The sequence below is a fragment of the Micromonospora sp. NPDC049201 genome (genome assembly GCF_055586805.1).
Map to the genome: position 1 here is coordinate 149,555 of NZ_JBVJHM010000012.1, position 24,100 is coordinate 173,654.

Annotated in this window: 25 protein-coding genes and 1 tRNA gene; 12 read left to right on the plus strand and 14 right to left on the minus strand. The window is 72.4% G+C overall.

What is annotated here, in order from left to right; all coding sequences use genetic code 11:
• Positions 1 to 28: 28 nt before the first annotated feature.
• On the plus strand, positions 29 to 1,453 hold the full coding sequence (locus ACZ6O5_RS25275; RefSeq protein ID WP_465980227.1) for a carbohydrate-binding protein: 1,425 nt from the start codon (positions 29 to 31) through the stop codon (positions 1,451 to 1,453).
• Positions 1,454 to 1,465: 12 nt separating this feature from the next.
• Here the strand turns inward: ACZ6O5_RS25275 and ACZ6O5_RS25280 are convergent, their stop codons facing one another.
• Together ACZ6O5_RS25280 and ACZ6O5_RS25285 are read right to left on the minus strand one after the other, a co-directional pair.
• The gene (locus ACZ6O5_RS25280; protein WP_465980228.1) at positions 1,466 to 2,128 is read right to left on the minus strand and encodes a DedA family protein; all 663 of its coding nucleotides are present in this window, start codon (positions 2,126 to 2,128) and stop codon (positions 1,466 to 1,468) included.
• Between the two features lie 78 nt (positions 2,129 to 2,206).
• Positions 2,207 to 2,854 (minus strand): DUF1349 domain-containing protein, encoded by a 648-nt coding sequence (locus tag ACZ6O5_RS25285; RefSeq protein ID WP_465980229.1) that lies wholly within the window; start codon positions 2,852 to 2,854, stop codon positions 2,207 to 2,209.
• A 53-nt stretch (positions 2,855 to 2,907) separates the two neighbouring features.
• Here ACZ6O5_RS25285 and ACZ6O5_RS25290 point away from each other — a divergent pair, with 53 nt between their 5' ends.
• Together ACZ6O5_RS25290 and fabG are read left to right on the plus strand one after the other, a co-directional pair.
• Positions 2,908 to 4,560, plus strand: a complete 1,653-nt coding sequence (locus ACZ6O5_RS25290) for an alpha-amylase family protein (RefSeq protein WP_465980230.1) — start codon at positions 2,908 to 2,910, stop codon at positions 4,558 to 4,560.
• Between the two features lie 56 nt (positions 4,561 to 4,616).
• On the plus strand, positions 4,617 to 5,375 hold the full coding sequence (gene fabG / locus ACZ6O5_RS25295) for a 3-oxoacyl-ACP reductase FabG (protein WP_465980231.1): 759 nt from the start codon (positions 4,617 to 4,619) through the stop codon (positions 5,373 to 5,375).
• A gap of 91 nt (positions 5,376 to 5,466) precedes the next feature.
• On the opposite strand, the gene ACZ6O5_RS25300 is transcribed toward fabG, so the two are convergent.
• Positions 5,467 to 5,886 carry a hypothetical protein gene (locus ACZ6O5_RS25300; protein ID WP_465980232.1) on the minus strand — a complete coding sequence of 140 codons (420 nt, stop codon included), beginning with the start codon at positions 5,884 to 5,886 and terminating at the stop codon, positions 5,467 to 5,469.
• On the minus strand, positions 5,879 to 6,274 hold the full coding sequence (locus ACZ6O5_RS25305) for a hypothetical protein (protein ID WP_465980295.1): 396 nt from the start codon (positions 6,272 to 6,274) through the stop codon (positions 5,879 to 5,881). The genes ACZ6O5_RS25300 and ACZ6O5_RS25305 overlap by 8 nt, the downstream gene beginning before the upstream one ends.
• Before the next feature lie 149 nt (positions 6,275 to 6,423).
• Here ACZ6O5_RS25305 and ACZ6O5_RS25310 point away from each other — a divergent pair, with 149 nt between their 5' ends.
• The 3 genes from ACZ6O5_RS25310 (at position 6,424) to erm (ending at position 8,671) form a co-directional block, all read left to right on the plus strand.
• Positions 6,424 to 7,320, plus strand: coding sequence for a Gfo/Idh/MocA family protein (locus ACZ6O5_RS25310; protein ID WP_465980233.1), 897 nt, complete (start codon positions 6,424 to 6,426; stop codon positions 7,318 to 7,320).
• Positions 7,321 to 7,365: 45 nt separating this feature from the next.
• Complete coding sequence (locus tag ACZ6O5_RS25315; protein ID WP_281937667.1) at positions 7,366 to 7,488, plus strand: hypothetical protein; 123 nt, start codon at positions 7,366 to 7,368, stop codon at positions 7,486 to 7,488.
• A 385-nt stretch (positions 7,489 to 7,873) separates the two neighbouring features.
• On the plus strand, positions 7,874 to 8,671 hold the full coding sequence (gene erm / locus ACZ6O5_RS25320; RefSeq protein ID WP_465980234.1) for an ErmE/ErmH/ErmO/ErmR family 23S rRNA (adenine(2058)-N(6))-methyltransferase: 798 nt from the start codon (positions 7,874 to 7,876) through the stop codon (positions 8,669 to 8,671).
• Between the two features lie 65 nt (positions 8,672 to 8,736).
• Here the strand turns inward: erm and ACZ6O5_RS25325 are convergent, their stop codons facing one another.
• On the minus strand, positions 8,737 to 8,931 hold the full coding sequence (locus tag ACZ6O5_RS25325; RefSeq protein WP_465980235.1) for a DUF2795 domain-containing protein: 195 nt from the start codon (positions 8,929 to 8,931) through the stop codon (positions 8,737 to 8,739).
• A gap of 81 nt (positions 8,932 to 9,012) precedes the next feature.
• On the opposite strand from ACZ6O5_RS25325, the gene ACZ6O5_RS25330 reads away from it, so the two are divergent.
• Positions 9,013 to 10,269 carry an erythromycin esterase family protein gene (locus ACZ6O5_RS25330; RefSeq protein WP_465980236.1) on the plus strand — a complete coding sequence of 419 codons (1,257 nt, stop codon included), beginning with the start codon at positions 9,013 to 9,015 and terminating at the stop codon, positions 10,267 to 10,269.
• A 60-nt stretch (positions 10,270 to 10,329) separates the two neighbouring features.
• Here the strand turns inward: ACZ6O5_RS25330 and ACZ6O5_RS25335 are convergent, their stop codons facing one another.
• From ACZ6O5_RS25335 to ACZ6O5_RS25345, 3 genes are read right to left on the minus strand one after another with little or no spacing between them, the layout of a single operon-like run.
• Positions 10,330 to 12,513 (minus strand): MMPL family transporter, encoded by a 2,184-nt coding sequence (locus ACZ6O5_RS25335; protein WP_465980237.1) that lies wholly within the window; start codon positions 12,511 to 12,513, stop codon positions 10,330 to 10,332.
• 36 nt (positions 12,514 to 12,549) lie between these two features.
• On the minus strand, positions 12,550 to 13,095 hold the full coding sequence (locus ACZ6O5_RS25340) for a TetR/AcrR family transcriptional regulator (RefSeq protein ID WP_107157101.1): 546 nt from the start codon (positions 13,093 to 13,095) through the stop codon (positions 12,550 to 12,552).
• A gap of 45 nt (positions 13,096 to 13,140) precedes the next feature.
• Positions 13,141 to 13,551 carry a winged helix-turn-helix transcriptional regulator gene (locus ACZ6O5_RS25345; protein WP_465980238.1) on the minus strand — a complete coding sequence of 137 codons (411 nt, stop codon included), beginning with the start codon at positions 13,549 to 13,551 and terminating at the stop codon, positions 13,141 to 13,143.
• Between the two features lie 120 nt (positions 13,552 to 13,671).
• Here ACZ6O5_RS25345 and ligD point away from each other — a divergent pair, with 120 nt between their 5' ends.
• Positions 13,672 to 14,631, plus strand: a complete 960-nt coding sequence (gene ligD, locus ACZ6O5_RS25350; RefSeq protein ID WP_465980239.1) for a non-homologous end-joining DNA ligase — start codon at positions 13,672 to 13,674, stop codon at positions 14,629 to 14,631.
• 121 nt (positions 14,632 to 14,752) lie between these two features.
• Here the strand turns inward: ligD and ACZ6O5_RS25355 are convergent, their stop codons facing one another.
• The 6 genes from ACZ6O5_RS25355 to ACZ6O5_RS25380 all read right to left on the minus strand — a co-directional run bounded on the left by ACZ6O5_RS25355 (position 14,753) and on the right by ACZ6O5_RS25380 (position 18,409).
• Positions 14,753 to 15,340: a hypothetical protein gene (locus ACZ6O5_RS25355; RefSeq protein WP_465980240.1), complete on the minus strand. Its 588-nt coding sequence runs from the start codon at positions 15,338 to 15,340 to the stop codon at positions 14,753 to 14,755.
• The gene (locus tag ACZ6O5_RS25360) at positions 15,333 to 15,665 is read right to left on the minus strand and encodes a hypothetical protein (RefSeq protein WP_465980241.1); all 333 of its coding nucleotides are present in this window, start codon (positions 15,663 to 15,665) and stop codon (positions 15,333 to 15,335) included. The genes ACZ6O5_RS25355 and ACZ6O5_RS25360 overlap by 8 nt, the downstream gene beginning before the upstream one ends.
• 224 nt (positions 15,666 to 15,889) lie before the next feature.
• Positions 15,890 to 15,964: transfer RNA gene (locus ACZ6O5_RS25365), tRNA-Arg, on the minus strand.
• Positions 15,965 to 16,040: 76 nt separating this feature from the next.
• A complete protein-coding gene (locus ACZ6O5_RS25370) occupies positions 16,041 to 16,736 on the minus strand; it encodes a winged helix-turn-helix domain-containing protein (RefSeq protein WP_465980242.1) in 696 nt (231 codons plus the stop codon).
• A gap of 154 nt (positions 16,737 to 16,890) precedes the next feature.
• Positions 16,891 to 17,565 (minus strand): DUF305 domain-containing protein, encoded by a 675-nt coding sequence (locus ACZ6O5_RS25375; protein ID WP_465980243.1) that lies wholly within the window; start codon positions 17,563 to 17,565, stop codon positions 16,891 to 16,893.
• 10 nt (positions 17,566 to 17,575) lie between these two features.
• Positions 17,576 to 18,409: a DUF3105 domain-containing protein gene (locus ACZ6O5_RS25380; protein ID WP_396777818.1), complete on the minus strand. Its 834-nt coding sequence runs from the start codon at positions 18,407 to 18,409 to the stop codon at positions 17,576 to 17,578.
• 98 nt (positions 18,410 to 18,507) lie between these two features.
• On the opposite strand from ACZ6O5_RS25380, the gene argS reads away from it, so the two are divergent.
• The 4 genes from argS (at position 18,508) to thrC (ending at position 24,030) form a co-directional block, all read left to right on the plus strand.
• Positions 18,508 to 20,175 carry an arginine--tRNA ligase gene (argS, locus tag ACZ6O5_RS25385; protein ID WP_465980244.1) on the plus strand — a complete coding sequence of 556 codons (1,668 nt, stop codon included), beginning with the start codon at positions 18,508 to 18,510 and terminating at the stop codon, positions 20,173 to 20,175.
• 6 nt (positions 20,176 to 20,181) lie between these two features.
• Positions 20,182 to 21,567 (plus strand): diaminopimelate decarboxylase, encoded by a 1,386-nt coding sequence (lysA, locus tag ACZ6O5_RS25390; RefSeq protein WP_465980245.1) that lies wholly within the window; start codon positions 20,182 to 20,184, stop codon positions 21,565 to 21,567.
• Complete coding sequence (locus ACZ6O5_RS25395) at positions 21,564 to 22,868, plus strand: homoserine dehydrogenase (protein ID WP_465980246.1); 1,305 nt, start codon at positions 21,564 to 21,566, stop codon at positions 22,866 to 22,868. The genes lysA and ACZ6O5_RS25395 overlap by 4 nt, the downstream gene beginning before the upstream one ends.
• A gap of 112 nt (positions 22,869 to 22,980) precedes the next feature.
• Complete coding sequence (thrC, locus tag ACZ6O5_RS25400; RefSeq protein WP_425786172.1) at positions 22,981 to 24,030, plus strand: threonine synthase; 1,050 nt, start codon at positions 22,981 to 22,983, stop codon at positions 24,028 to 24,030.
• The last annotated feature ends 70 nt before the right edge of the window (positions 24,031 to 24,100 follow it).

Sequence of the window (24,100 nt, forward strand, 5' to 3'; positions counted from 1 at the left end):
CGCCCCGTCCCCGCAGAGAGGCACCCCGATGAACCCGATTCCGGCGGCCCCGGCCGCCCCCACCACCGTGCCCCGGTCCCGCCGCCGGCTCGCCCTGGCCGCGACCGTGGTCGCCGCCACCACCGCGCTCGCCGGCGTCCAGATGACCGCGCAGGCCGCCGTGCCGTCCCCGCCCGCCGGGTGGAACCTGGTGTGGAGCGACGACTTCACCGGCGCGGCCGGCACGCTGCCCTCGTCCGCCAACTGGATCGTCGACACCGGCACCAGCTACCCGGGCGGCCCGGCCAACTGGGGCACCGGCGAGATCCAGACCTACACCTCCAGCACCGCCAACCTGTCCCAGGACGGTGCCGGCAACCTGCGCATCACCCCGCTGAAGGACAGCGCCGGCCGCTGGACGTCGGCCCGGATCGAGACGGTACGCAGCAACTTCAAGCCGTCGAGCGGCGGCGTGCTGGCGATCGAGGGCCGCATCCAGATGCCCAACGTCACCGGCGCGGCGGCGGCCGGCTACTGGCCGGCGTTCTGGGCGCTCGGCTCGCCCTACCGGGGCAACTACCAGAACTGGCCCGGCATCGGCGAGTTCGACGTGATGGAGAACGTCAACGGGATCAACTCGGTCTGGGGCGTGCTGCACTGCGGCGTCGCGCCGGGCGGCCCGTGCGACGAGTTCAACGGCCGGGGCGCGTCCCGCGCCTGCCCGGGCAGCACCTGCCAGTCGGCGTTCCACACCTACCGGTTCGAGTGGGACACCTCGGTGAGCCCCCAGCAACTGCGCTGGTACGTCGACGGCCAGCAGTTCCACACCGTCACCCAGACCCAGGTCGGTGAGCCGTACTGGACCCAGATGACCAGTCACGCCGGCTACTTCCTGCTGCTCAACGTGGCGATGGGCGGCGGCTTCCCGAACGGCGTTGCCGGCTCCGCCACGCCGACCGCGTCGACCGTGTCCGGCCGGCCGATGCTCGTCGACTACGTGGCGGTCTACTCCCGGGGCGGCGGGAGCAACCCGTCGCCGACGCCGACCACGCCGCCGCCGGGCGGGGTGCGGGACGCGTACGCGACCATCCAGGCCGAGTCGTTCAACGCGCAGAACGGCGTGCAGGTGGAGACGTGCGCCGAGGGCGGGCAGGACATCGGCTTCCTGGCCAACGGTGACTGGGCCCGCTACGACAACGTCGACTTCGGCTCCACGCCGCCACGGGACTTCGTGGCCCGGGTCGCGTCCGGCGCGGCGGCCGGGGTGAGCGGCCTGGTGGAGGTGCGGGTGGACAGCCCCACCGCGACGCCGATCGGCAGCTTCGCGGTCGGCAACACCGGCGGCTGGCAGACCTGGACCTCGGTGCCCGGCAACGTGGGCGCGGTGACCGGCCGGCACACCGTCTACCTCACGTTCAGCAGCGGCCAGCCGTCGGACTTCGTCAACGTCAACTGGTTCACGTTCCGCCGCTGATCGGCCCGGCGGTCAGCGCCCGGCGGTCACCGACTGCCGGGCGCGCCGCCGGCGCACCTTCTTCACCGCCCAGCTCACGATCATCACGCCGAAGACCGCGAAGATCGCGTAGTTGAACCACTGGCTGTAGCGGTCGACGTCCTCCCAGCGCGAGCCGAGCAGGAAGCCGGCACCCACGATCAGCGTGTTCCACACCCCGCTGCCGAGCGTGGTGAGCAGGATGAACTCGCCCAGCGGCATACGGTTCGCGCCGGCCGGGATCGACACCAGGCTGCGGACCACCGGCACCACCCGGCCGATCAGCACTGCCCAGCGGCCGTGCCGCTCGAACCAGCGGTCCGCCTTCTCCAGGTCATCCCGGTCGACCAGCGGGATGTGGTCGAGCCACCGCTTGAGCCGGTCCTCGCCGAGCGCCGCGCCGAGCCAGTAGAGCACCAGCGCGCCGAGCAGCGAACCGGCGGTCGCGGCCAGCACGATCACCACCACGTTGAACCGGCCCTCGGCGGACAGGTAGCCCGCCATCGCCAGCACGATCTCGCTCGGGATCGGCGGGATGATGCTCTCCAGCGCCACCAGCAGCGCCACGCCGACCGCGCCCCACGCGTCGATCACGCTCGCCACCCACCCGGTCAGCCCGGTGAACTGGTTCGGATCGACGTTCTGGGCGAGGGCCATGGCGGTCCTTCCACACGGGTGCCGGAGATCCGGGGGTAGTACCCGGGTGAGCTTTGCTCACACCCGCCGGTGACCGGGCTAACCCTCCGGGTGCAGCGCCTCGTCCGCCGGCCCCCGCCGCCAGCCGGTGAAGCGGACCAGCAGGCCGCCGTGGCTGGGCGAGCAGCAGTACGGCCCGGCCGTCGCGGACGCCGCCGGGTCGAGCGGCGCGACCCGTACCAGCCGCCACGGCTCGCCGTCGACCCGGGCGCGGACCGTCAACGCGTCGCCGGTCCGGCTCACCCGGACCGTCACCTCCCGCCCCGACCACTCCGGCACCGGTGCCACCGACCAGTCGGAGAACTCGTCGGTGACCACGGCGCCGACCTGCGGCACGCCGTCGCTCACCTCGACCCCGGCCTTCGTCCACCGCCGCTCGTCCACCCGCACCAGCACGCCGGCCTGGTCGAACTGCGCGGCGTAGTCGAGCTGGAACGACACCTCCACGGCGGTGTCCCCGGCGAACGGCGCGAGCAGCGCCGAACCGTCGTCGTGCACGAAGCCGTAGCTGGTGCGCCGCCAGAAGTCGCTGCCCCCGCGCGGCTCGACAAGCAGCCCGCCGCCGACCGCCTCGGCCCGCTCCGGTGGGTTGAGCCACGTGCCGCCGGACCAGTCGGTGTCCTCGCTCATGCTGTGCTGGCTGGGCATGCCCTCACGGCCCTCGCTCCGCTCGGTGCGTTCGCTCATGCCGGCACCGTACCGGGTTTGCCAGGACGCGCGTTCGGAGAAGTAGAGCCCGCATGGGTGACAGGTGGTATCAGGAGGCGGTCGTCTACTGCCTCGACGTCGACACGTACGCGGACTCCGACGGCGACGGGGTGGGTGACTTCCAGGGGCTGATCGGCCGGCTGGACTACCTGGCCCGGCTGGGGGTGACCTGCATCTGGCTCAACCCGATCCACCCGTCCCCCAACAAGGACGACGGGTACGACGCGACCGACTTCTACAACGTCGACCCGCGGCTCGGGACGCTCGGCGACTTCGCCGAACTGCTGCACCAGGCGCAGAACCGGGGCATCCGGGTGATCATCGACCTGGTGGTCAACCACACCTCGGACCAGCACCCGTGGTTCCAGTCCGCCCGGTCCTCGCCCGACTCGCCGTACCGCGACTGGTACGTCTGGTCCGACCACGAGCCGGACGACCGGCACCAGGGCATGGTGTTCCCGGGCGAGCAGCACGAGACCTGGACCTACGACCGGACCGCCAAGGCGTGGTTCTACCACCGGTTCTACAAGTTCCAGCCGGACCTGAACATCGAGAACCCGAAGGTCCGCGCGGAGATCAAGAAGATCACCTCGTTCTGGCTCCAGCTCGGCGTCTCCGGGTTCCGGATGGACGCCGTGCCGTTCATCATCGAGAAGACCGAGCCGGGCAACCCGAACGCGACCAAGGACTTCGAGTTCATCACCGACCTGCGCCAGCACGTCCAGTGGCGGCGCGGCGACGCGGTGCTGCTGGCCGAGGCGAACGTCGAGCCGGACCAGTTGCCTGTCTACTTCGGCGACGGCAGCGGCTCGGGCAACCGGATCCACATGCTCTTCGACTTCATGATGAACGGCCGGCTGATGCTCGCGTTCGCCCGGGAGGACCCGGAGGCGATCATCGACGCGTTGCGCGACACCCCGAAGCTGCCGACCGGCGGCCAGTGGGCGACGTTCCTGCGCAACCACGACGAGATCGACCTGTCCCGGCTCACCGCCGACCAGCGCAACGACGTGTTGGCGAAGTTCGGCCCGGACGAGAACATGCAGCTCTACGGCCGGGGCATCCGCCGCCGGCTCGCGCCGATGCTCGGCAACGACCGCCGGCACATCGAGCTGGCGTACGCGCTCCAGTTCTCGCTGCGCGGCACGCCGGTGCTGCGCTACGGCGAGGAGATCGGCATGGGGGAGGACCTGACGCTGAAGGGGCGCGACGCGATCCGTACCCCGATGCAGTGGTCCTACAAGGAGAACGCCGGCTTCTCCACCGCCGAGCCGGAGAAGCTGGTCCGCCCGGTGATCGACAAGGGCGAGTACGGCTACCAGCAGGTCAACGTCACCGCCCAGCGTAAGGACCCGCGTTCGCTGCTCGGCTGGTTCGAGCGGATGATCCGGACGCTGCGGGAGGCCCCGGAGGTCGGGTCCGGCAGCACCACCCACATCGACGTGCCGATGCCGGCCGGGGTGCTCGCGCACCGCGCCGACGGGCGGACCGGGACCATGGTCTTCCTGCACAACCTCGGCACCGAGGACGTGGAGGTCGACCTGAGCACCCTGGCGCCGGAGGCGGACCTGCCGATCGACGTGCTGAGCGACCGCAACTACGACGAGGTGGGCAAGCTCGACCGGCTGAAGCTGAACGGCCACGGCTACCGCTGGATCCGGCTCTGCCGGGGTGGGGCCCTCTGATCGACGCGACGGCGGGTTAGGCTCCTCCGATCGAGCCAAGTTACCGGGAGGTAATCATGTCGGAGGAGCCCCGCGTCGCCATCGTGACCGGAGCCGCACGCGGCATCGGCGCGGCCACCGCCCGCCGGCTGGCCGCCGACGGTATGGCCGTCGCCGTGGTCGACATCGAGGAGTCGGCCACCGCGGAGACCGTCGACGGTATCGTCGCCGCCGGTGGTCGGGCGCTCGGCGTCGGCGCGGACGTGGCCGACCGGGCCCAGGTGGAGACCGCCGTCGAGCGGGTCGCCGCCGAGCTGGGCGCACCGACCGTGCTGGTCAACAACGCCGGCGTGCTCCGCGACAACCTGCTGTTCAAGATGACCGACGCCGACTGGGACACGGTCCTGGGCGTGCACCTGCGCGGCGCGTTCCTGTTCAGCCAGGCCACCCAGAAGCACATGGTCGAGCGGAAGTGGGGCCGGATCGTCAACCTGTCCAGCACCTCCGCGCTGGGCAACCGCGGCCAGGCGAACTACGCCGCCGCCAAGGCCGGCATGCAGGGCTTCACCAAGACGCTCGCCATCGAGCTGGGCCCGTTCGGGGTGACCGCCAACGCGGTCGCGCCGGGCTTCATCGTCACCGACATGACCGCGGCCACCGCGGCCCGGATGAAGGTCGAGTTCGCCGCGCTCCAGGAGCACGCCGCCGCCGAGATTCCGGTCCGCCGCACCGGCCGCCCGGAGGACGTCGCGCACACCATCTCGTTCCTGGCCAGCGAGGGCGCGTCCTTCGTCTCCGGCCAGGTCATCTACGTCGCCGGCGGCCCCAAGGACTGACCCACTCCACCCCCCACGACGAATGGCCACGCTTTCTCGGAAAGCGTGGCCATTCCGCGCTCCATGGCCACGCTTTCCGAGAAAGCGCGCCTCAGGGGGAGGGCGTGGTGCGGGTGCGGTAGAGCCAGAGGAGGCCGAGTGCGGGCAGCACCAGCGGGATGTAGCCGTAGCCGCTGCCGAAGTCGGACCAGACCGTCTCGTCCGGGAACAGCTCCGGGTCGGCGATGCTCAGCACACCCACCGCGAGCACCCCGACCAGCTCCACCGAACAACAGGCCAGCGCCACCCGGCGGCCGGCGTGCCCGGCCCGGGCCAGCCCGACCGCCGCCACGATGTAGATCAGCGCGGCCAGCGCGGAGAGCAGGTACGCCACCGGCGCCTCGTCGAACTTCGTGGCGATCTGGAGCCCGGCCCGCGACGTCGCGGCGATGGCGAACAGGATGTAGACCGCGATCAGCAGCCGCCCCGGCCCGCGGTTGGTGGCGCGTCCGGGTGCCCGGGAATCAACCACCGACGACCTCCCAGGTCTGCTGCAACCGCACCACCACGACCGGCGTGACCAGGCAGATCGCGCAGACGATCGCCGAGCCCCAGCGGGTCGGCTCCATCCGGGCCAGCACCCAGGCCAGCGGCGGCAGGCAGACCAGCGTCACCAGGTAGCCGAAGAATGCCCCCGGCTCGCCCGGCCGGTCCCCGCCGCCGAGGGCGACGAGCGCCACCACGGTCAGCGCCAGCAGCGCCACCTCCACCACGGCCAGGCCGGCGAACTGGACCCGGTCCGGCGGCTGCTGGCGTACGGCGGCCACCAGGGCCCAGACCGCGACCGCCAGCGACAGCACGATCGCGATCGTGGGGAGGAACCCGTCCACCGGCGAGCCCGCCGCCGCGGCGCTGGTCATCGACGCAGTGTCGTTCACCGGCCCAGCCTACTAAGTCGTGTAGTAGCCAGCCCCCGCGCGGGTCGGGGCGCGCCGGCCGGGCCGGACGACTAGCGTGGATCACGGTCCCGGCGTACGCCGGTGGCCCACGACGACGGCAGGGGGCAGGGGTGCGCTTCGGATTGTTCGGCACCGGTCACTGGGCGGCGGAGACGCACGCCGCCGCCATCGACGCCCACCCCCGGGCCCGACTGGCCGGCGTCTGGGGGCGCAACCCGGCGAAGGCGGAGGCGCTGGCCACCCGGCACGGCGTGCCGGCCTTCACCGACGCCGACGCGCTGCTCGACGCCGTCGACGCGGTCGCCGTGGCGCTCCCGCCCGACGTGCAGGCCGACATCGCGGTCCGGGCCGCCACCGCCGGGCGGCACCTGCTGCTGGACAAGCCGCTGGCGCTGAGCCTCACCGATGCCGACCGGGTGGTCGCCGCCGCCGAGGCGTCCGGGGTGGCCTCGGTGGTCTTCTTCACCCAGCGCTTCCACCCCAACGTCACCGGCGTCCTCGCCTCGGCCGCCGCGGCCGGCGGTTGGCAGCACGCCCGGGGGACCATGTTCGCCTCGATCTACCAGCCCGGGAACCCGTACGGCGACTCGCGGTGGCGGCGCGACCGGGGCGCGCTGTGGGACATCGGCCCGCACGCGTTGTCACTGATCCTGCCGGTGCTCGGCCGGGTCACCCGGGTCGCCGCGATGGACGGGCCGAGCGGCTTGGTGCACCTGCTGCTCACCCACGACGGCGGCGCGACGAGCACGCTCTCCCTCACCCTCGACGCGCCGGCCGAGGCGGTCACCCGTGACTTCGTCCTGTTCGGCGCGAACGGCACCGAGAGCATCCCGCCCGGTGACGGCAGCGCGCTCCAGGCGTTCGGCGCCGCGCTCGACCAGTTGCTGGCGGAGGTGGACGCCGGCACCCGCGACCACCGCTGCGACGTGCGGTTCGGCCGCGAGGTGGTGGCGGTGCTCGACGCCGCCGAGATCGCCCGGGCGCGGGGGCGCACGGTCGACCTGTGAGAAAACCCGTCGCGGAGCGGCGGGCCGGCCGCTAGCGTCGCGCGCATGTTCACGCATGCCCTGATCGACGTGGCCGTCGCGCCGGCCGCGTCCGGGCTCCTTCTGGTCGCCCGCCCGCGGGTCCGGCGCCCGGCCCTGACCGGCCGGGACGCGGACCGCCGCGCCTGACCCGACCACCGCCCCGAGCCCGACTGGCCGACCCGCCACGTCACCGGGCTGACGGCGTCCGGCCGGGCCTGATCCCGCCGTTTCGCCGCGGTGGCGCTGGCAGTCGCGCTGATCCCACCACGTCGCCGAGAGGTGGCGCGGTGGTTCGCGCGGTGAGCGTCCCGACCGATCCAGGGTCGTCCGAGCCCCGATCCGCTCGGACCGCCCGCCCCGTCCGTGCCACGCCGACCCGGCGAGCCGACCCGGCCCGTCGCGGCTGCCGACCCGTCCCGCCCGGCGGTGCCCGCCCGCGGGGTCGGTCGCCCGCCCCGGGCCCGAGGGCGGCGTGGAACACCTGCGCAGCGGTCCGTACCCGTCGCCGTCCGGCGACAGACAGGACGAACCCGTGGCGCCCCGCCGACTCCGCACCACCGCACGCGACCGGTCCCGTCGCGTACTGTCCCAGAACTTCCTCGCCGATCCGGCCGCCGTCGCACGGATCGTCCGGGCGGCCCGCCCCGGCCCGGCCGACCTGCTGCTGGAGGTGGGGGCCGGACGCGGCCAGCTCACCCGCCCGCTCGCCGCGCGGTGCGGGCGGCTGATCGCGTACGAGGTGGACCCGGCCGTGTTGCCGGAGCTGACCGCGACCTGCGCGCCGCTGCCGCACGTCGAGGTCCGGGCGGCCGACTTCCTCTCCGCGCCGCCGCCCGAGGAGCCGTTCTCGGTGGCCGGCAACATCCCCTGGTCGCTGACCGCGGCCGTGGTCCGCTGGTGCCTCGCCGCGCCCGAGCTGCGCGCGGCCACGCTGCTCACCCAGCTCGACTACGCCCGCAAACGCGCCGGCGACCACGGCCGGTGGAGCCGGCTCACGGTGCTCACCTGGCCGGAACACCACTGGCGGCTGGCCGGCCGGGTGCCCCGGGGCGCGTTCCGGCCGGTGCCCGCGGTGGACGGCGGCATCCTGCGCCTGGAGCGCCGGACCGTGCCGCTGCTGGCGCCGGGCGTGCTGCCCGCGTACCGGAGGATGGTGGAGCTGGGCTTCGGCGGGGTCGGCGGCTCGCTCGCGGCCTCGCTGCGCGCCGCCCACCCGCGCCGCCGGGTCGACGGCGCGTTACGGGCCGCCCGGATCGCGCCAGACACCCCGGTCGGGCTGGTCTGGCCCGAGCAGTGGCTGGTGCTGTTCCGCCTCCTGCACGCGCGCTGACGGAAGGCCGGGCCCCCTGTTAACGCCTCCGGTAGAGGCGGGCGCCCCGCTTGGCATCAGGTGGCCTAACCGGTGTACGGGGCCAGCGCCTCGCCCAACTCGGCGGGGGTGTCGAACTCCTCGGCCGGCAACGTCCGGAGCATCTGGAGCGTCTCGGTGCTGGCGCCGTTCTCCTGAGCCCAGCGGACCAGGTCCTCCCGGGAGACCGGGTAGTCGAGTCCGGTGGCGAACTCCTGCAACTGCGCGCCGCTGACGGTCATGTCGCGCGGCTACCCGCTGGGCGGCGCGGCATGCCGGTCCGGACGACGGTTTGCCCCGGCGGGACCCGGGTAGCCGCGGACATGCTGGTTCAGCGGCTCGGCGCACCGAGCGACTTCGACCCGCTGCTGGAGCGCGTCCGCGACGCCCGCATCGTGATGATCGGCGAGGCGACGCACGGCAGCTACGACTACTACCGCCTGCGCGAGCAGTTGACCCGACGGCTCATCGCTGAGCAGGGGTTCGACTTCGTCGCGGTGGAGGGGGACTGGCCGGACTGCGACCGGGTGCACCGCTCGGTGGTGGGCGCACCGGGCGGACTGGCCGATCCGATGGTCGCGTTGGAGCGGTTCGAACGCTGGCCCACCTGGATGTGGGCGAACGCGGAGGTGGCCCGGTTCTGCCGGTGGCTGCGCGCCTGGAACCTGGAGCGGCCGGAGGGGGAGCGGGCGGGCTTCCACGGCCTCGACGTCTACTCGCTCTGGGAGTCGATGCAGGCCATCTTCGACTACCTGGGCGAGGAGGACCCGGCGTCGCTGGAGGCGGCCCAGGAGGCGTACCGCTGCTTCGAGCCGTACGGCAAAAAGGTCGAGGAGTACGGCCTGGCCAGCCGGTTCGTCTCCGCCCGGTGCGAGGAGGAGGTGGTCCGGTTGTTGGCGCGTACCCGGGAACAGGCCGCCGCGGACGGCCCGGACCGCTTCTCGGCCTGGCAGAACGCGGAGGTGGTGGCCGGTGCGGAACGGTACTACCGGGCCATGATCGGCGGCGGTCCGGAGTCGTGGAACGTCCGCGACATCCACATGGCGGACACGCTGGACCGGCTGCTCGACCGCTACGGGCCGGACGCGCGCGGCGTCGTGTGGGCGCACAACACGCACGTCGGCGACGCGCGGGCCACCGAGATGGCGGCGGACGGCATGGTGAACATCGGTCAGCTCGGCCGGGAACGGCACGGCCGGGACGCGGTGGCGCTGATCGGCTTCGGCAGTTGGCGGGGCAGCGTGATCGCCGCCCCGCGCTGGGGCTCCCCGGCCGAGACGATGGTGGTGCCGCCGGCCCGGGAGGGGTCGGTGGAGCACCTGTTGCACGAGTTGATGCCGGACCGGGCGGTGCTGGTCTTCGGCGGCCCGGACGAGCCGGAGTGGGTGACCGGGGAGGCGGACCACCGGGCCGTCGGCGTGGTGTACGACCCGAGCTTCGAGTCGTGGGGCAACTATGTGCCGACCCGGCTGGGGGAGCGGTACGACGCGTTCGTCTGGTGCGACGAGACGACCGCCCTGCATCCCCTGCCGGCGTTGGTGACACCGGGCGAGATGGAGACGTATCCCGCTGGCGTGTGAGGTGGGGTGTTAGGAGGGGCCCCCTGTTATGCACGAGGCGTTAACAGGGGGCCCCTCCTTTCACTTCACCGGGGTGGGCTCGCGTTCGGCGAGGTGGGCGCGCAGGCCCTCGCCCTCGACGTCCACGTTGGGCAGCAGCTTGTTCAGCCAGCGCGGCAGCCACCAGGCGGCGTTGTTCAGCAGCGACATCACCGCCGGGACGATGGTCATCCGGACCACGAACGCGTCGATGGCGACACCGATCGCGAGTGCGAAGCCCATCGACTTGATGATCGGATCGTCCAGGAAGACGAAGCCGCCGAACACCGACATCATGATGAGCGCCGCGGCGGTGACCACCCGGGCGCCGTGCCCCATGCCGTTGATGGTGGCCTGGCGGGCGGTGTCCCCGTGCACGAAGTCCTCGCGCATCCGGGAGACCAGGAAGACCTCGTAGTCCATGGCCAGGCCGAACAGGATGCCGATGAGCAGGATCGGCAGGAAGCTGACCAGCGGCGCCGGCGTGTCGACGCCGAGCAGCCCGGCCAGGTGGCCCTGCTGGAACACCGCGACCGTGATGCCGAACGTGGCCGCCACGGTGAGCAGGAACCCGAGCGCCGCCTTCACCGGCACCAGGATCGACCGGAACACCAGCATCAGCAGCAGCACGGACAGGCCCACCACCAGCAGCAGGTAGACCGGGAGCGCGTCGGAGAGCTTCTCCGACACGTCGATGCCGATCGCGGTGACGCCGGTGAGCAGCACCTCGGCGTTGCCGATGCCGCCGACCTGCCGGCGGATGTCGTGCACCAGCTCCTCGGTCTTCTCGTCGGTCGGCCCGGTCTTCGGGATCACGCCGAGCAGCGCGGTGCGGCCGGACGGGTCGAGCTGCGGCGGGGCCACCGCCAGCACCCCGTCGGTCTTCTGGATCAGCGACGCGACCTGCGGCACGGCGGCCTGGGTGGCCTGCGGCGAGTCGGCGGTGACCACGACCGCGAGCCGGCCGGTGAAACCGGGGCCGAAGCCCTCCCGGATCAGGTCGTTGCTGACCCGGGCCGGGGTGCCCTCGGCGGCGGTGGAGGCGTCCGGCAGCGCCAGGCGCATGTCCTGCGACGGGATCGCCAGCAGGCCGAGGCCGAGCAGGCCGACCAGGATCACCGGGATGCGGAACCGGGTCACCCAGTTCGCCCAGCGGAACCCGAAGCCGGAGCGGTCCTCCGAGCCGGTGCCCGGGTCCGCGACCGCCTCGCGGTTGCGGAGCTTGCGCGGCAGCACCTTGCGGCCGGCGAAGCCGAGCAGTGCCGGGGCCAACGTGATCGCCACCAGCACGGCCACGGTGACGGTGCCGGCGGCGGCCAGACCCATCACGGTGAGGAACGGGATGCCCACCACGGCCAGGCCGGCCAGCGCCACGACCACTGTCGCGCCGGCGAACACCACGGCGGAGCCGGCGGTGCCGACCGCGCGGCCGACCGCCTCCTCGGGGGAGAGCCCGTCGAGCAGGTTCTGCCGGTGCCGGGAGGTGATGAACAGCGAGTAGTCGATGCCGACCGCCAGGCCGAGCATCAGCGCCAGGATCGGTGCGGTGCTGGTCAGCTCGACCGCGCCGCTGAGCGCGAACAGGCCGGCCATGCCGACACCGACGCCGATCAGCGCGTTCAGCATGGTCATCCCGGCCGCCACCAGCGAGCCGAACGTGATGACCAGGACGATCGCCGCGACCAGCACACCGAGCGCCTCGGTCGAGCCGACCTCCGGCTCGCCGTTGAGCACCTCGCCGCCGGGGGCGATCTGCCAGCCCTGCGCCTCGGCCTGCTGGCCGACCTTCTCGTACGCGTCGCGCTGCTCGGTGGTCACGTCGTCCGCACGACCGGCGAACTGCACCTGGATCAGCGCGTACCGGCCGTCCGGCGTGAGCGCCTGCCCCTGGTAGGGGTCGATCGCGCCGACCACGCCGGGCAGCGTGGCCGCCTCCTGGGTGACCTGCTTGACCACCGCCTGGCCGGCCGGCGAGGTGAGCGCGCCGTCCTGCGGCGCCTTGACGGCGATGGTGCCGGTGGCGCCGCTGGCCGCCGGGAACCGGTCGGCGAGCAGGTCGATGGCCTGCTGCGACTCGGTGCCGGGCATGGTGAAGTTGCTCGCCGTCGGGCCCCGCAGCGTGGCCGCGGCCAGGCCGAGGCCGACGAGTACGACGAGCCAGACGACGGCGACGAGTCGCCGTCGGCGTAGGGATGCCCGGCCGAGCCGGTACAGCAGGGTCGCCATGGACCTTCCTTCGTCCTCGGGTGCGAACTGGTGGGATCAGGTGGTGGGTTCGAGCGCGCGGTGCGCCACGGCGAGCAGCGCGGGTCGCAGCTCCTCGTCGGGGATGTCCAGGAACTCGCCGCAGGTCTCGGCGATGCCGGCCAGCACGACAAGCGCGGCGACGCGGGCCACCGGCCGGTCGGAGAAGCCGGCGAACGCGGCGATCAGCCGTTCGGAGATCTGCTGGATGTGCGCGAACGCCGGCTGCTGGAGCAGGTCCGGGAACTCGCCCCGGAGCAGCGCGATCTCGCGGCGGAAGCGGACCGCCAGGTCGACGAAGCCCTCGGCGGCGGCCCGCTGGGCCGGCGCGCCGGTGAGGTCGGCGAGCCGGGCGTCGAGTGCCTCCAGCATCGCGATGGCCGGGGCCATCAGCTCGCAGAGCAGGGCGTCCTTGCTGGCGAAGTGGTAGAGCACGGTGGCCTTGGAACAGCCCACCTCACGGGCGATGTCCTGGAGCGAGGTGCCCTTGTAGCCGGTGACGGCGAACCGACGGGCCGCGGCGGTGAGCAGCTCGTCGTGGGTGGCCGGGGTAGCGCGTGCCATGCTCTCCAGCATGCCTGACCGATCGGTCAGCACCTGACCGATCGGTCAGACGGATCGCGTGGGCTTCGCCACAGGATGCTTCCGGTCGTACGCGGCCCGGGCCGCGCTGATCGACTCGCGGTGCCGCTCCGCCCAGCGGGTGAGCGCGACAAGCGACTCGTACAGCTCCCGGGCCATCGGGGTGGCGGTGTACTCCACCCTCGGCGGCACCGTCGGATGCACGTGCCGGACCAGCAGCCCGTCGCGCTCCAGGTTGCGCAACGTCAGCGTGAGCATCCGCCGGCTGATGCCCTCCACCCGCCGTTCCAACTCGGTGAAGCGCACCGGGCCGGTCGAGGCGGCGATCAGGATGCCGATGCTCCACTTGCCGCCGACCCGGTCCAGCGCCTCCCGCACCGTGCAGGCCCGCGCCTGCCCCAGCGGGTCGGACGCACCGCAGTTCTGCTGAGCAGTCACCGCGTCCACCTCCGCTCACCCCGTGGTCACCGACCGTGGCCCGGAGACACATCATGCGCCAATGACCCCGGTCACCGTGTCGGGGTTGCCGAGCCGCCGCCGGGCCGGGAAGGTGGTCGGATGGGCGCCCCTGACGAGACCCGGGACGGGATCTCGCTGACCAACCTGGACCAGCCGCTGTTCGACTCCGCCGGTGCGACCAAGCGTGACCTGGTCGACTACCTGGACGCGCTGCACGGGCGGATCCTGCCGGAGCTGCGGGACCGGCCGCTGTCGGTGTTGCGGGTCCGGCCCGGCCAGGAGCCGTTCATGCAGAAGAACCTGCCGAAGTACACGCCGGAGTGGGTGCGCCGCACCGAGGTCTGGGCGGAGGCGTCGCACCGGCGCATCTCGTACGCGCTCTGCGACGACCGGCGGACGCTGCTCTGGTTCGCCAACCAGCGGGCGGTGGAGTACCACCCCACGCTGGCCCGCGCCGGGGCGCCCGAGCACGCCACCCACCTGGTGCTCGACCTGGACCCGCCGGCGGGGGAGACGTTCGGCGCGGCGGTACGCGTCGCGCTGCTGGTGCGGCAGGCGCTCGACGACGCCGGGCTGGCCGGTGCGGTCAAGACCAGCGGCGCGAAGGGCCTGCACGTGATCGTGCCGGTGACACCGGAGACCACGGCCGAGGAGGCCGCCGCCGCGACCCGGGCGCTCGCGGCCCACACCGAACGGCTCGACCCGGCGCTCGCCACCACCGCGTTCATCGTGGCCGACCGCGGGGGCCGGGTCTTCGTGGACTCGACCCGCGCGCACGGGGCGACGGTGGTGGCCGCGTACAGCCCGCGGATCCGGCCCGGCGCGCCGGTGTCGTACCCGATCGGTTGGGCCGACCTGGAGTCGGCGACGCCGGCCGACTTCACCGTGAAGACCGTGCCCGCGCTGCTCGGCGACCGCGACCCGTGGGCCGAGGCGCTGCCCGCGCCGCAGTCGCTGCCGGCGGAGCTGGTCGCCGAGGGACGGACCATCCCGGTGGCCCGGGTGCAGGCGATGCACGAGGGCAAGCGGCGGGCCCGGGCTCGCCGGGAGGCCGGCTGACCAGCAACGCGAAAGCCCGGGCACGATGGCCCGGGCTTCGAGATCTTTTGGTGCCTCGGCGGGGCGCATCGCAGAGCTGGGCAAGGGATCCCCGGTAGCCGGGCGGCAGGCGCATCTGCAACTAGCGGGCAAGATCCAACATGCAGATCAGACCCAGCGTGGCCAAGATGGCAAAGGTCGCAATGAGGTAGTACCGCTCGCGCTGATCCTCCTTACGCTCGAACTCCTTCTTCACCTGCAGGTATCGAGCGTCTGCGGGACTCGTATCAGGGGGGAGTTTTCCGGAACGGAGGATGCGCCGATGGTGATGCCCCGGCATCTTGCCGCCTTTTCTGCGAGCACTCCGGCGTCGTTGCTCGGCCTGTCTTTCCTGAGGGGAGAGGCTCTCCAGCCACCTGTTCCTGTCCCGGGTGTAGTGCCGGTAACCGTAGATCTTGAGGTCATCCTCCTCCCGCATGCGCCGGGCTTGTTCAGTACTGACCCCGGCAGCACGATCACGTTGGAATTGGGCCGAGCTCTCTCTTTCTCTCTGCCCGCGCGCACGGTCCAGCCTCAGCCCTTCGGCAATGTCATCCGGAGAGATTGACCCGCTGATGTTGATTTGGTCGGCGTTGTACTGGGGACCGTTGACCTGCTGACCCTGCTGGTTGAAGTTCGTTCCCCGGCCTCCGTTGGTGCCCCGGCGGTCCCCGTTGCGTGGGTTACCCACCGAGGAACACCCTCACGGCACCGGCAAGGTTGTTCGCAATCTCGGCGACCGAACCACCCATGGTCAACAGCCCGGCCAGGCGGCCTTGTGCGGCGCTGGGGTTCCCGGCCTCCAACTCGCCGCGCGCTGCGGTCAACGTGGCGGTCACCCGCTCCCGGGCGGCGGCGGAAAGCTCCAGATCCTGCACCGCGGCCAGCGCCCGGTCGAACTCCCTTACCACCGTCCGGGCATCGATGGGGCTGTGCTCTCCGTGAGTGACATTGACGGTGTCACCCATGTACTGGTTGCCATACACCGCCTGGCCATTTTGGTTGAACGTCGCCATACCAGCATGATGCCTCAATGTTTACGCTGTGCACAGGGGCTGTCACAGGACCCTCGGCTGACTCGCCTCGGTGCCCGCGACTGTCGCTCAGCCCGGGCGTTCCGTGGCACGTATTTGGCACAGACGCCGCCACGGGCCGGTGACGACCGGACACAGCCGGACACACGATGAAAGCCCCCGACCGGGTTTCGCCTGGTCAGGGGCCTTCTCGTGCTGGTCAGCTCTGGTGCCCCCGGCAGGATTCGAACCTGCGCCCCCGCCTCCGGAGGGCGGTGCTCTATCCCCTGAGCTACGGGGGCTCAGCGACCCGAGAAGAGTAGCAAACCCCTTCCCGGATCACCGAATCGGTATCGCCCGCGAGTCGATCTTGGTTGGTCAGGCGGCGGCGACGGTGCGACCGCAGCTCGGCAGCGGGTGCAGCGCGATGCGGCGGGGCAGTCGTCGGGGCCACTCGTTGCGCGGCCAGGAGCCGTCCACGATCAGGTGCACGGGGCGTTGGTCGGCGCCGCTGAGCCGCAGGACGAAGTCCCGGGGCAGCGGCGGGTCCACCGACGGCGTGGTGACCATGAACCGCACCCGCCCCCGCGAGGAGACCGCGGAGACCACGTCGGCGGCGGGCATGGTGCCGCGCAGCCGGACCCGGCCGAGCCAGTAGATCTCCGCCGCGTGCTCCTGGGCCGCCCGGGTGATCGCCGGGTACTCGCTGCGTACCCACCGCTCGACCGCGCTCACGCAGAGCCCGCAGGCCCGCTCGCGCGGCTCGCGGGGGCCCAGGCCCCAGGCCCGGAGGTACGCCCCGACGGTGCCGGCGTCCATGGCCAGCGCGAACCGGCGTTCGATGAGCGTGGTCAGGCTCTGCCGCGTCCACAGCTCCTCGTCGAGGTCGAACTCGTCCGGGTGGACGCCCCGCAGCACGTCGATCAGTTCGAGTTCCTGTTCGCGGCTGAGCGTTCCTGGCTCGCCCTGCCGCAGTCCGCGACGGGCGGCTGCCACCGCTCCGTCACCGCCGATGGTGTGGCGTCGGCACCAGCTGGTCACCGACCGCCCTGCGTCTCTGAGTGCAACCCCCACGCCCTGCGCAACGACCCCGAATCACAACTGGTCACGATATGTGGGTAGAAAAAGTCTATGAACCGACATAACGGGCAAAGTTGCTGTGCCCGGACATGTCGGAGCCCGCGTCACGGGCGCGACGCGGGCTCCGGTGTGCGGAGGGGCGGGACCGTCAGGGCGTGCCACCCAGGCGCTTGAGCGCCGCGGTGAGGTTGGCCAGGTCGTTCTGCTGGGTGTTCTTCATGACCTGGGCGACCGCCAGCACGTCGTCGTCATGCCCCTCGGCGAGGATGCCGTCGATCATGTGGACCCCGCCGATGTGGTGCTGGATCATCATCTTCAGGAACATCACGTCGAACTCGCGACCGCTCGCCGACCGCAGCTTCGCCATCTCCTCGGGCGTGGCCATGCCCGGCATCAGGCCGTTCCTGACCAGCCCGGCGCCGTCCGGCATCCACGCCATCGGGGCCTGGTCGCCGGTCGGGTCCAGCTTCCAGGAGCGCAGCCAGGTCTGCATGGTGCCGATCTCACCCTGCTGCCCGGTGGCGATGTCCACCCCGACCTGGCGGACCTCCGCGTCCTGCCCCTGGCGGAACGCCAGCAGACCCATGGCCACCGCCTGGTTGTGGTGGGCGGTCATGTCCCGGGCGAAACCGGCCTCGGCCGAGTTCTGGCCCGGGCGGGTGAGCGTCGGGGTGAGCAGGCCGCCGGCGTACCCGAGGAGCAGCCCGACCACGACGGCGGCGGCCACGGCCAGCAGGCCGTAGCGGCGTGCCGCCGGCCGGCCGCCCTCGTCGGCGGCCGGGGCCTCGTCCAGCTCGCTGTCGGCGGTCACCGGGGCGGTCATCGCGGCGTCCTCACTGGGTGGGCTGCTCGGGCATGTTCTGCTGGAGGTTGTCACGCGGGGTCGTGCCGGTGGCGGTCACGCCCTGGTCGCAGAGGGCGTTCGGGCCCTCGATCGAGGCGTTCACCCGCAGCGTCTTGATGAACTCGTCGATCCGGCCGTCGTCGGCGTTGTCGACCTTGAGCTGGAAGCCCCAGGCCTGGAGCGAGATCGGCTTGTCCAGCCCCTCGTACGGGCTGAGCATCAGCTTCTCCTTGCCCTGCACCTTGCTCTTGAGCTTCGCCACCTGGTCGGCCGGCAGGTCCGGGCGGTAGGTGATCCAGACCGTGCCGTGCTCCAGGCTGTGCACCGCGTGCTCGTTGGCGATCGGGGCGTCGTAGACGTCGCCCATGCAGTTCTGCCACGCCTGGTTGTGCGGGCCGGCGACCGGCGGGGAGACGTCGTACTTGATCGTGCCGGGCTGGTGGTTCCCGCCCTTGACCAGGTCCTTGTCCTTCTTGCGGAAGTCGACCATGCCGTCGATCGCGTCGGCCCGCTTCTGCCAGGGCTGGGCGCCCTGGTAGACCGCCCAGGCGCCGATGCCGATGATGCCGACGGCCAGCACGCCGACCGCGACGAAGAGGGCGATCGGGCCCCACGAGCGACCCTGGCTCACCTTGACCGGGGTGACCGGCTTGCGGCCCTTGCCCCCGGCGCCCGCCCGTGGGCCCTTGCCGCCGCCGGGCTTGGTCGCGCCGGCCTTGGCGGCGGGCTTCTCGGCAGCCGCGGGCCGGCCGGCGGCCGGCTTCTTGCCGGTGCTGACCACGGTGGGACGGCGTTCCGGGCCGCCCGGGGTGCTGATGCTCATCGTGCCTCGTCAGGTCGGTCGGTCAGGGGAGCGCGGGGCCTGTTCACATGCTGGGTCGCCGCCGCGGTGCCCGAGTCTACCCCCGATAACATGGTTCGGTGACTCCCGCAGAACTCGCCGAGGTCGTCCTCGCCGCAGCCCACGCCGTCTTCGACGAGCGGGGCCTGGACCCTGCCGCGTTGCCCGCGCAGACCACCGTCGAGCGACCCCGTAACCCCGATCACGGTGACTACGCCTCGACGCTGGCGTTGCAGCTCAGCAAGAAGGTCGGCGTGCCGCCGCGGGAGCTGGCCACCGCGCTGGCCGAGCAGCTCGGGAACGCGCCGGGGGTCAAGTCGGTGGAGATCGCCGGCCCCGGCTTCCTGAACATCCGGCTCGACGCCGCCGCCGCCGGCCAGCTCGCCAAGGTCATTGTCGAGGCCGGCCCGGCGTACGGAAGCAGCGACACCCTGGCCGGGCAGCGGATCAACCTGGAGTTCGTCTCGGCGAACCCGACCGGCCCGGTGCACATCGGCGGGGTCCGCTGGGCGGCGGTCGGCGACGCGCTCAGCCGCCTGCTGCGCGCCACCGGCGCGGACGTGGGCACGGAATATTACTTCAACGACGCCGGCTCGCAGATCGACCGGTTCGCCGGGTCGCTGCTGGCCGCCGCCAAGGGCGAGCCGGCGCCGGAGGACGGCTACGGCGGCGCGTACATCGCCGAGATCGCGGCCGAGGTGATCCGGCGCCGGCCCGAGGTGCTGGACCTCGACGACGACGCCGCCCAGGAGGTGTTCCGGGTCGAGGGCGTCCAGCTCATGTTCGCCGAGATCAGGTCCTCGCTGCGCGACTTCGGGGTGGAGTTCGACACCTACTTCAACGAGAAGGACCTGCACGACCGGGGCGAGCTGGAGGCGGCGCTGACCCGGCTGCGCGAGCAGGGGCACGTCTTCGAGTCCGAGGGCGCGACCTGGCTGCGTACCACCGACTTCGGCGACGACAAGGACCGGGTGCTGCGCAAGTCCAACGGCGAGTGGACCTACTTCGCCGCCGACTGCGCCTACTACCTCGACAAGCGGGAGCGCGGCTTCGAGCGGGTCGTGATCATGCTGGGCGCCGACCACCACGGCTATATCGGCCGGATGAAGGCGATGGCCGCCTGCTTCGGCGACGACCCGGCGCGCAACCTGGAGATCCTCATCGGCCAGCTCGTCAACCTGGTCCGCGACGGCGCCCCGGTGCGGATGAGCAAGCGGGCCGGCACCGTGGTCACCCTGGAGGACCTGGTCGACGCGATCGGCGTGGACGCCTCCCGGTACGCGCTGGCCCGCTACTCGGCCGACTCACCGATCGACATCGACGTGGAGCTGTGGACCCGGGCCAAGAACGACAACCCGGTCTACTACGTCCAGTACGTGGCCGCCCGCACGGCCGGGGTGGCCCGCAACGCCGCCGAGATCGGGCTGACCCGGGGAGAGGCTTCCGCGTTCCGCCCCGAGCTGCTCGGCCACGAGAAGGAGAACGAGCTGCTCAAGGCGCTCGCCGAGTTCCCCGCCGTGGTGGCCACCGCCGCCGAGCTGCGCGAGCCGCACCGGATCGCCCGCTACCTGGAGGAGAGCGTCGCGCAGGCGTACCACCGGTTCTACGACAACTGCCGGATCGCGCCGCAGGGCGACGAGGAGATCACCGACACCCACCGGGCCCGGCTCTGGCTCAACGACGCCACCCGGGTGGTCATCGCCAACGGCCTGCGCCTGCTCGGCGTCTCCGCGCCGGAAAGGATGTGATCCCCGGTGCGCGCGCATGAGGCCGGCGCCCTGCACGGCGACATCGGCAACCGGGGGCCCGCCTGGCTGCGTACCCCGGTCGACGTCAACGCCCTGGTGCCGCAGCTCTGGCCGCGCCACGTGGCGCGCGGCCCGGCCGGCGCGCTGACCGTCGCCGGCCTGGACGTCCGCGACCTGGCCGCCGAGTTCGGCACCGCGGCATACGTGCTGGACGAGGACGACCTGCGCGGACGCTGCCGCGAGTTCCGGGCCGCCTTCCCGGACGCGGACGTCTACTACGCCGGCAAGGCGTTCCTCTGCCGCGCGGTGGTCCGCATGATCGCCGAGGAGGGCCTGTTCCTCGACGTCTGCACCGGCGGTGAGCTGGCCACCGCGCTCTCGGCCGGGATGCCGCCGGAACGGATCGGCTTCCACGGCAACAACAAGTCGGTGGCCGAGCTGACCCGGGCGGTGGACACCGGCGTCGGCCGGATCATCGTCGACTCGTTCACCGAGATCGACCGGCTCACCGCGCTGGCCCGTGAGCGCGGGATCCGCCCCCGGGTGCTGCTGCGGGTCACCGTCGGCGTGGAGGCGCACACCCACGAGTTCATCGCCACCGCGCACGAGGACCAGAAGTTCGGCTTCTCCCTCGCCGGCGGCGCCGCCGCGACGGCCGCGTTCCGGATCCTCGACGAGGACGTGCTGGAGCTGCGTGGGCTGCACTCGCACATCGGCTCGCAGATCTTCGACGCCAGCGGCTTCGAGGTCTCCGCCCGCCGGGTGCTCGCCCTCCAGGCACAGATCCGCGACGCCCGCGGCGTGGAGCTGCCCGAGCTGGACCTGGGCGGCGGCTTCGGCATCGCGTACACCACGCAGGACGACCCGGCGTCCCCGCACGAGCTGGCCAAGCGGCTCCGCAAGATCGTCGACGGGGAGTGCGCGGCGGAGAACCTCGCCGTGCCGCACCTCTCGGTCGAGCCGGGCCGCGCCATCGTCGGCCCGGCCGTGTTCACGCTCTACGAGGTGGGCACGGTGAAGGACGTGGACGGCCTGCGGACGTACGTCAGCGTGGACGGGGGGATGAGCGACAACATCCGCACCGCGCTCTACGACGCGTCGTACTCGGCGACACTGGCGAACCGCGCGTCTTCCACGGTGCCGATGCTCGCCCGCGTGGTGGGAAAGCACTGTGAGTCCGGGGACATCGTGGTGAAGGATGAATTCCTGCCCGCCGACGTGCAGCCCGGAGATCTTGTCGCGGTGCCCGGCACGGGGGCCTACTGCCGGAGCATGGCCAGCAACTACAACCATGTGCCGAGGCCCCCGGTCGTCGCCGTGCGTGACGGTCATGCCCGGGTGATCGTTCGGCGGGAGACCGAAGACGACCTGCTCGCATTGGATGTGGGATGACCTCACCGGTTCGCTTGGCGTTGCTCGGCTGCGGCACGGTCGGCAGTGACGTCGTACGCCTGCTGCACGCGCAGTCGGCCGACCTCGCCGCCCGGATCGGCGCCCCGCTGGAGATCGCCGGCATCGCCGTCCGCCGGCTTGGCCGCGACCGCGGCGACCTGCCGGTCGACCCGGCGTTGTTCACCACCGACGCGCTCGGGTTGATCAAGCGCGACGACGTGGACGTGGTGATCGAGGTCGTCGGCGGCATCGAGCCGGCCCGGGGCTGGCTGGTCGAGGCGCTGCGCGCCGGCAAGAGCGTGGTCACCGCCAACAAGGCGCTGCTCGCCGAGGACGGCGCCACGCTGCACGACGCGGCGGCCGAGGGCGGCGCCGACCTCTACTACGAGGCCAGCGTCGCCGGGGCCATCCCGCTGCTGCGCCCGCTGCGCGAGTCGCTGCACGGCGACCGGATCACCCGGGTCACCGGCATCGTGAACGGCACCACCAACTTCATCCTCTCCGCCATGGACGCCACCGGCGCCGGGTTCGCCGAGGCGCTGGAGGAGGCCACCGAGCTGGGGTACGCGGAGGCCGACCCGACGGCCGACGTGGAGGGCTTCGACGCCGCCGCCAAGGCCGCCATCCTCGCCTCGCTGGCGTTCCACACCCGGGTCACCGCCGCCGACGTGCACCGCGAGGGGATCACCGAGGTGACCGCCGCGGACGTGGCCAGCGCCAAGGTCATGGGCTGCACGATCAAGCTGCTCTGCATCGCGGCCCGGGGCGCCGACGCGGCCGGTCACGAGACCGTCAACGTCCGGGTGCACCCGGCGATGATCCCGCTGAGCCATCCGCTCGCCGGCGTCGGCGACGCGTTCAACGCGGTCTTCGTCGAGGCGGACGCCGCCGGGCAGCTCATGTTCTACGGTCGGGGTGCGGGCGGGGCGCCGACCGCCAGCGCGGTCCTCGGCGACGTGGTGGCGGTGGCCCGCAACCGCCTCGCCGGCGTGCACGCGGCCAGCGAGTCGGCGTACGCGGACCTGCCGGTGCGGCCGATGGGGGAGGCGCTCACCCGCTACCACATCAGCCTCGACGTGGCCGACCGGCCGGGTGTGCTGGCGTCGGTGGCCGGGGTGTTCGCCCGGCACGAGGTCTCCATCGCCACCGTCCGGCAGGGTCCCGCCGGCGGCGACGCCGAGCTGGTCATCGTCACCCACGTCGCACCGGACGCCGCGCTCGCGGCCACCGTGCGCGAGCTGCGCGGGCTGGACACCGTCCGGTCGGTCACCAGCGTGCTGCGGGTCGAGGGCGGCGCGTAACCCCGGCGTCCCGCCTGATGGTTAGGTCGGAGTGTGCCGGTGACCGGTCGGGCAGGCTGGTCCACGCTTGAGACGGGCCCCGGACCGGGGCGGGAGAGGCGAGGAGCGCGACATGTGGCGAGGGCTGATCGAGGCGTACCGGAACCGGCTGCCGATCACCGACGCCACTCCGGTCGTCACGCTGCACGAGGGGAACACGCCGCTGCTGCCGGCCCCGGTGCTCTCCGCCCGGGTCGGCGCGGACGTGTGGCTCAAGGTCGAGGGCGCGAACCCGACCGGCTCGTTCAAGGACCGGGGCATGACGCTCGCCGTCTCCAAGGCGGTCGAGGGCGGCGACAAGGCGATCATCTGCGCCTCCACCGGCAACACCAGCGCGTCGGCCGCCGCGTACGCGGCCCGCGCCGGGATCACCTGCGCGGTGCTGGTGCCGCAGGGCAAGATCGCGTTGGGCAAGCTGGCCCAGGCGCTGGTGCACGGCGCGAAACTGCTCCAGGTGCAGGGCAACTTCGACGACTGCCTGGCGCTGGCCGGCAAGCTCGCCCAGGACTACCCGGTCGCGCTTGTCAACTCCGTGAACGTGTACCGGCTGCACGGCCAGAAGACGGCCGCCTTCGAGATCGTCGAGGCGCTCGGTGACGCGCCGGACATCCACTGCCTGCCGGTCGGCAACGCCGGCAACATCACCGCCTACTGGATGGGCTACTCCGAGGACCTGCACGACGGCAACGCCACGAAGGCCCCCCGGATGTTCGGCTTCCAGGCGGCCGGCGCGGCCCCGATCGTCACCGGCCAGATGGTGCCCGAGCCGTCGACCATCGCCACCGCCATCCGGATCGGCAACCCGGCGAGCTGGACGAAGGCGGTCGACGCGCGGGACGCCTCCGGTGGGCTGATCTCCTCGGTCACCGACCGGGAGATCCTCTCCGCGTACCGCCTGTTGGCCCGCGAGGTGGGCGTCTTCGTCGAGCTGGGCAGCGCGGCCAGCGTGGCCGGCCTGCTCCAGCAGGCCGCCGCCGGTCAGGTGCCGGCCGGGTCGCGGGTGGTGTGCACGGTCACCGGCCACGGCCTGAAGGACCCGGAGTGGGCCATCTCGACCGCCCCGGCGCCGGTGACCATCGCCAACGACGCCCTCGCCGCCGCCCGTTCCCTCGACCTGGCCTGAACCCACCCGCCCCGCAGGCGGGGAGCGGGACCGGGTGCGGCAGACTCAGGGCACCCCGCAGACCCCTTCC

Excerpts from the sequence above, each read along its gene's own strand:
- ACZ6O5_RS25275 (WP_465980227.1), top strand. The coding sequence starts at position 29 with ATGAACCCGATTCCGGCGGCCCCGGCCGCCCCCACCACCGTGCCCCGG.
- ACZ6O5_RS25280 (WP_465980228.1), bottom strand. The coding sequence starts at position 2,128 with ATGGCCCTCGCCCAGAACGTCGATCCGAACCAGTTCACCGGGCTGACC.
- ACZ6O5_RS25285 (WP_465980229.1), bottom strand. The coding sequence starts at position 2,854 with ATGAGCGAACGCACCGAGCGGAGCGAGGGCCGTGAGGGCATGCCCAGC.
- ACZ6O5_RS25290 (WP_465980230.1), top strand. The coding sequence starts at position 2,908 with ATGGGTGACAGGTGGTATCAGGAGGCGGTCGTCTACTGCCTCGACGTC.
- fabG (WP_465980231.1), top strand. The coding sequence starts at position 4,617 with ATGTCGGAGGAGCCCCGCGTCGCCATCGTGACCGGAGCCGCACGCGGC.
- ACZ6O5_RS25305 (WP_465980295.1), bottom strand. The coding sequence starts at position 6,274 with ATGACCAGCGCCGCGGCGGCGGGCTCGCCGGTGGACGGGTTCCTCCCC.
- ACZ6O5_RS25315 (WP_281937667.1), top strand. The coding sequence starts at position 7,366 with ATGTTCACGCATGCCCTGATCGACGTGGCCGTCGCGCCGGCCGCGTCC.
- ACZ6O5_RS25325 (WP_465980235.1), bottom strand. The coding sequence starts at position 8,931 with ATGACCGTCAGCGGCGCGCAGTTGCAGGAGTTCGCCACCGGACTCGAC.
- ACZ6O5_RS25330 (WP_465980236.1), top strand. The coding sequence starts at position 9,013 with ATGCTGGTTCAGCGGCTCGGCGCACCGAGCGACTTCGACCCGCTGCTG.
- ACZ6O5_RS25335 (WP_465980237.1), bottom strand. The coding sequence starts at position 12,513 with ATGGCGACCCTGCTGTACCGGCTCGGCCGGGCATCCCTACGCCGACGG.
- ACZ6O5_RS25340 (WP_107157101.1), bottom strand. The coding sequence starts at position 13,095 with ATGGCACGCGCTACCCCGGCCACCCACGACGAGCTGCTCACCGCCGCG.
- ligD (WP_465980239.1), top strand. The coding sequence starts at position 13,672 with ATGGGCGCCCCTGACGAGACCCGGGACGGGATCTCGCTGACCAACCTG.
- ACZ6O5_RS25360 (WP_465980241.1), bottom strand. The coding sequence starts at position 15,665 with ATGGCGACGTTCAACCAAAATGGCCAGGCGGTGTATGGCAACCAGTAC.
- ACZ6O5_RS25375 (WP_465980243.1), bottom strand. The coding sequence starts at position 17,565 with ATGACCGCCCCGGTGACCGCCGACAGCGAGCTGGACGAGGCCCCGGCC.
- ACZ6O5_RS25380 (WP_396777818.1), bottom strand. The coding sequence starts at position 18,409 with ATGAGCATCAGCACCCCGGGCGGCCCGGAACGCCGTCCCACCGTGGTC.
- ACZ6O5_RS25395 (WP_465980246.1), top strand. The coding sequence starts at position 21,564 with ATGACCTCACCGGTTCGCTTGGCGTTGCTCGGCTGCGGCACGGTCGGC.
- thrC (WP_425786172.1), top strand. The coding sequence starts at position 22,981 with ATGTGGCGAGGGCTGATCGAGGCGTACCGGAACCGGCTGCCGATCACC.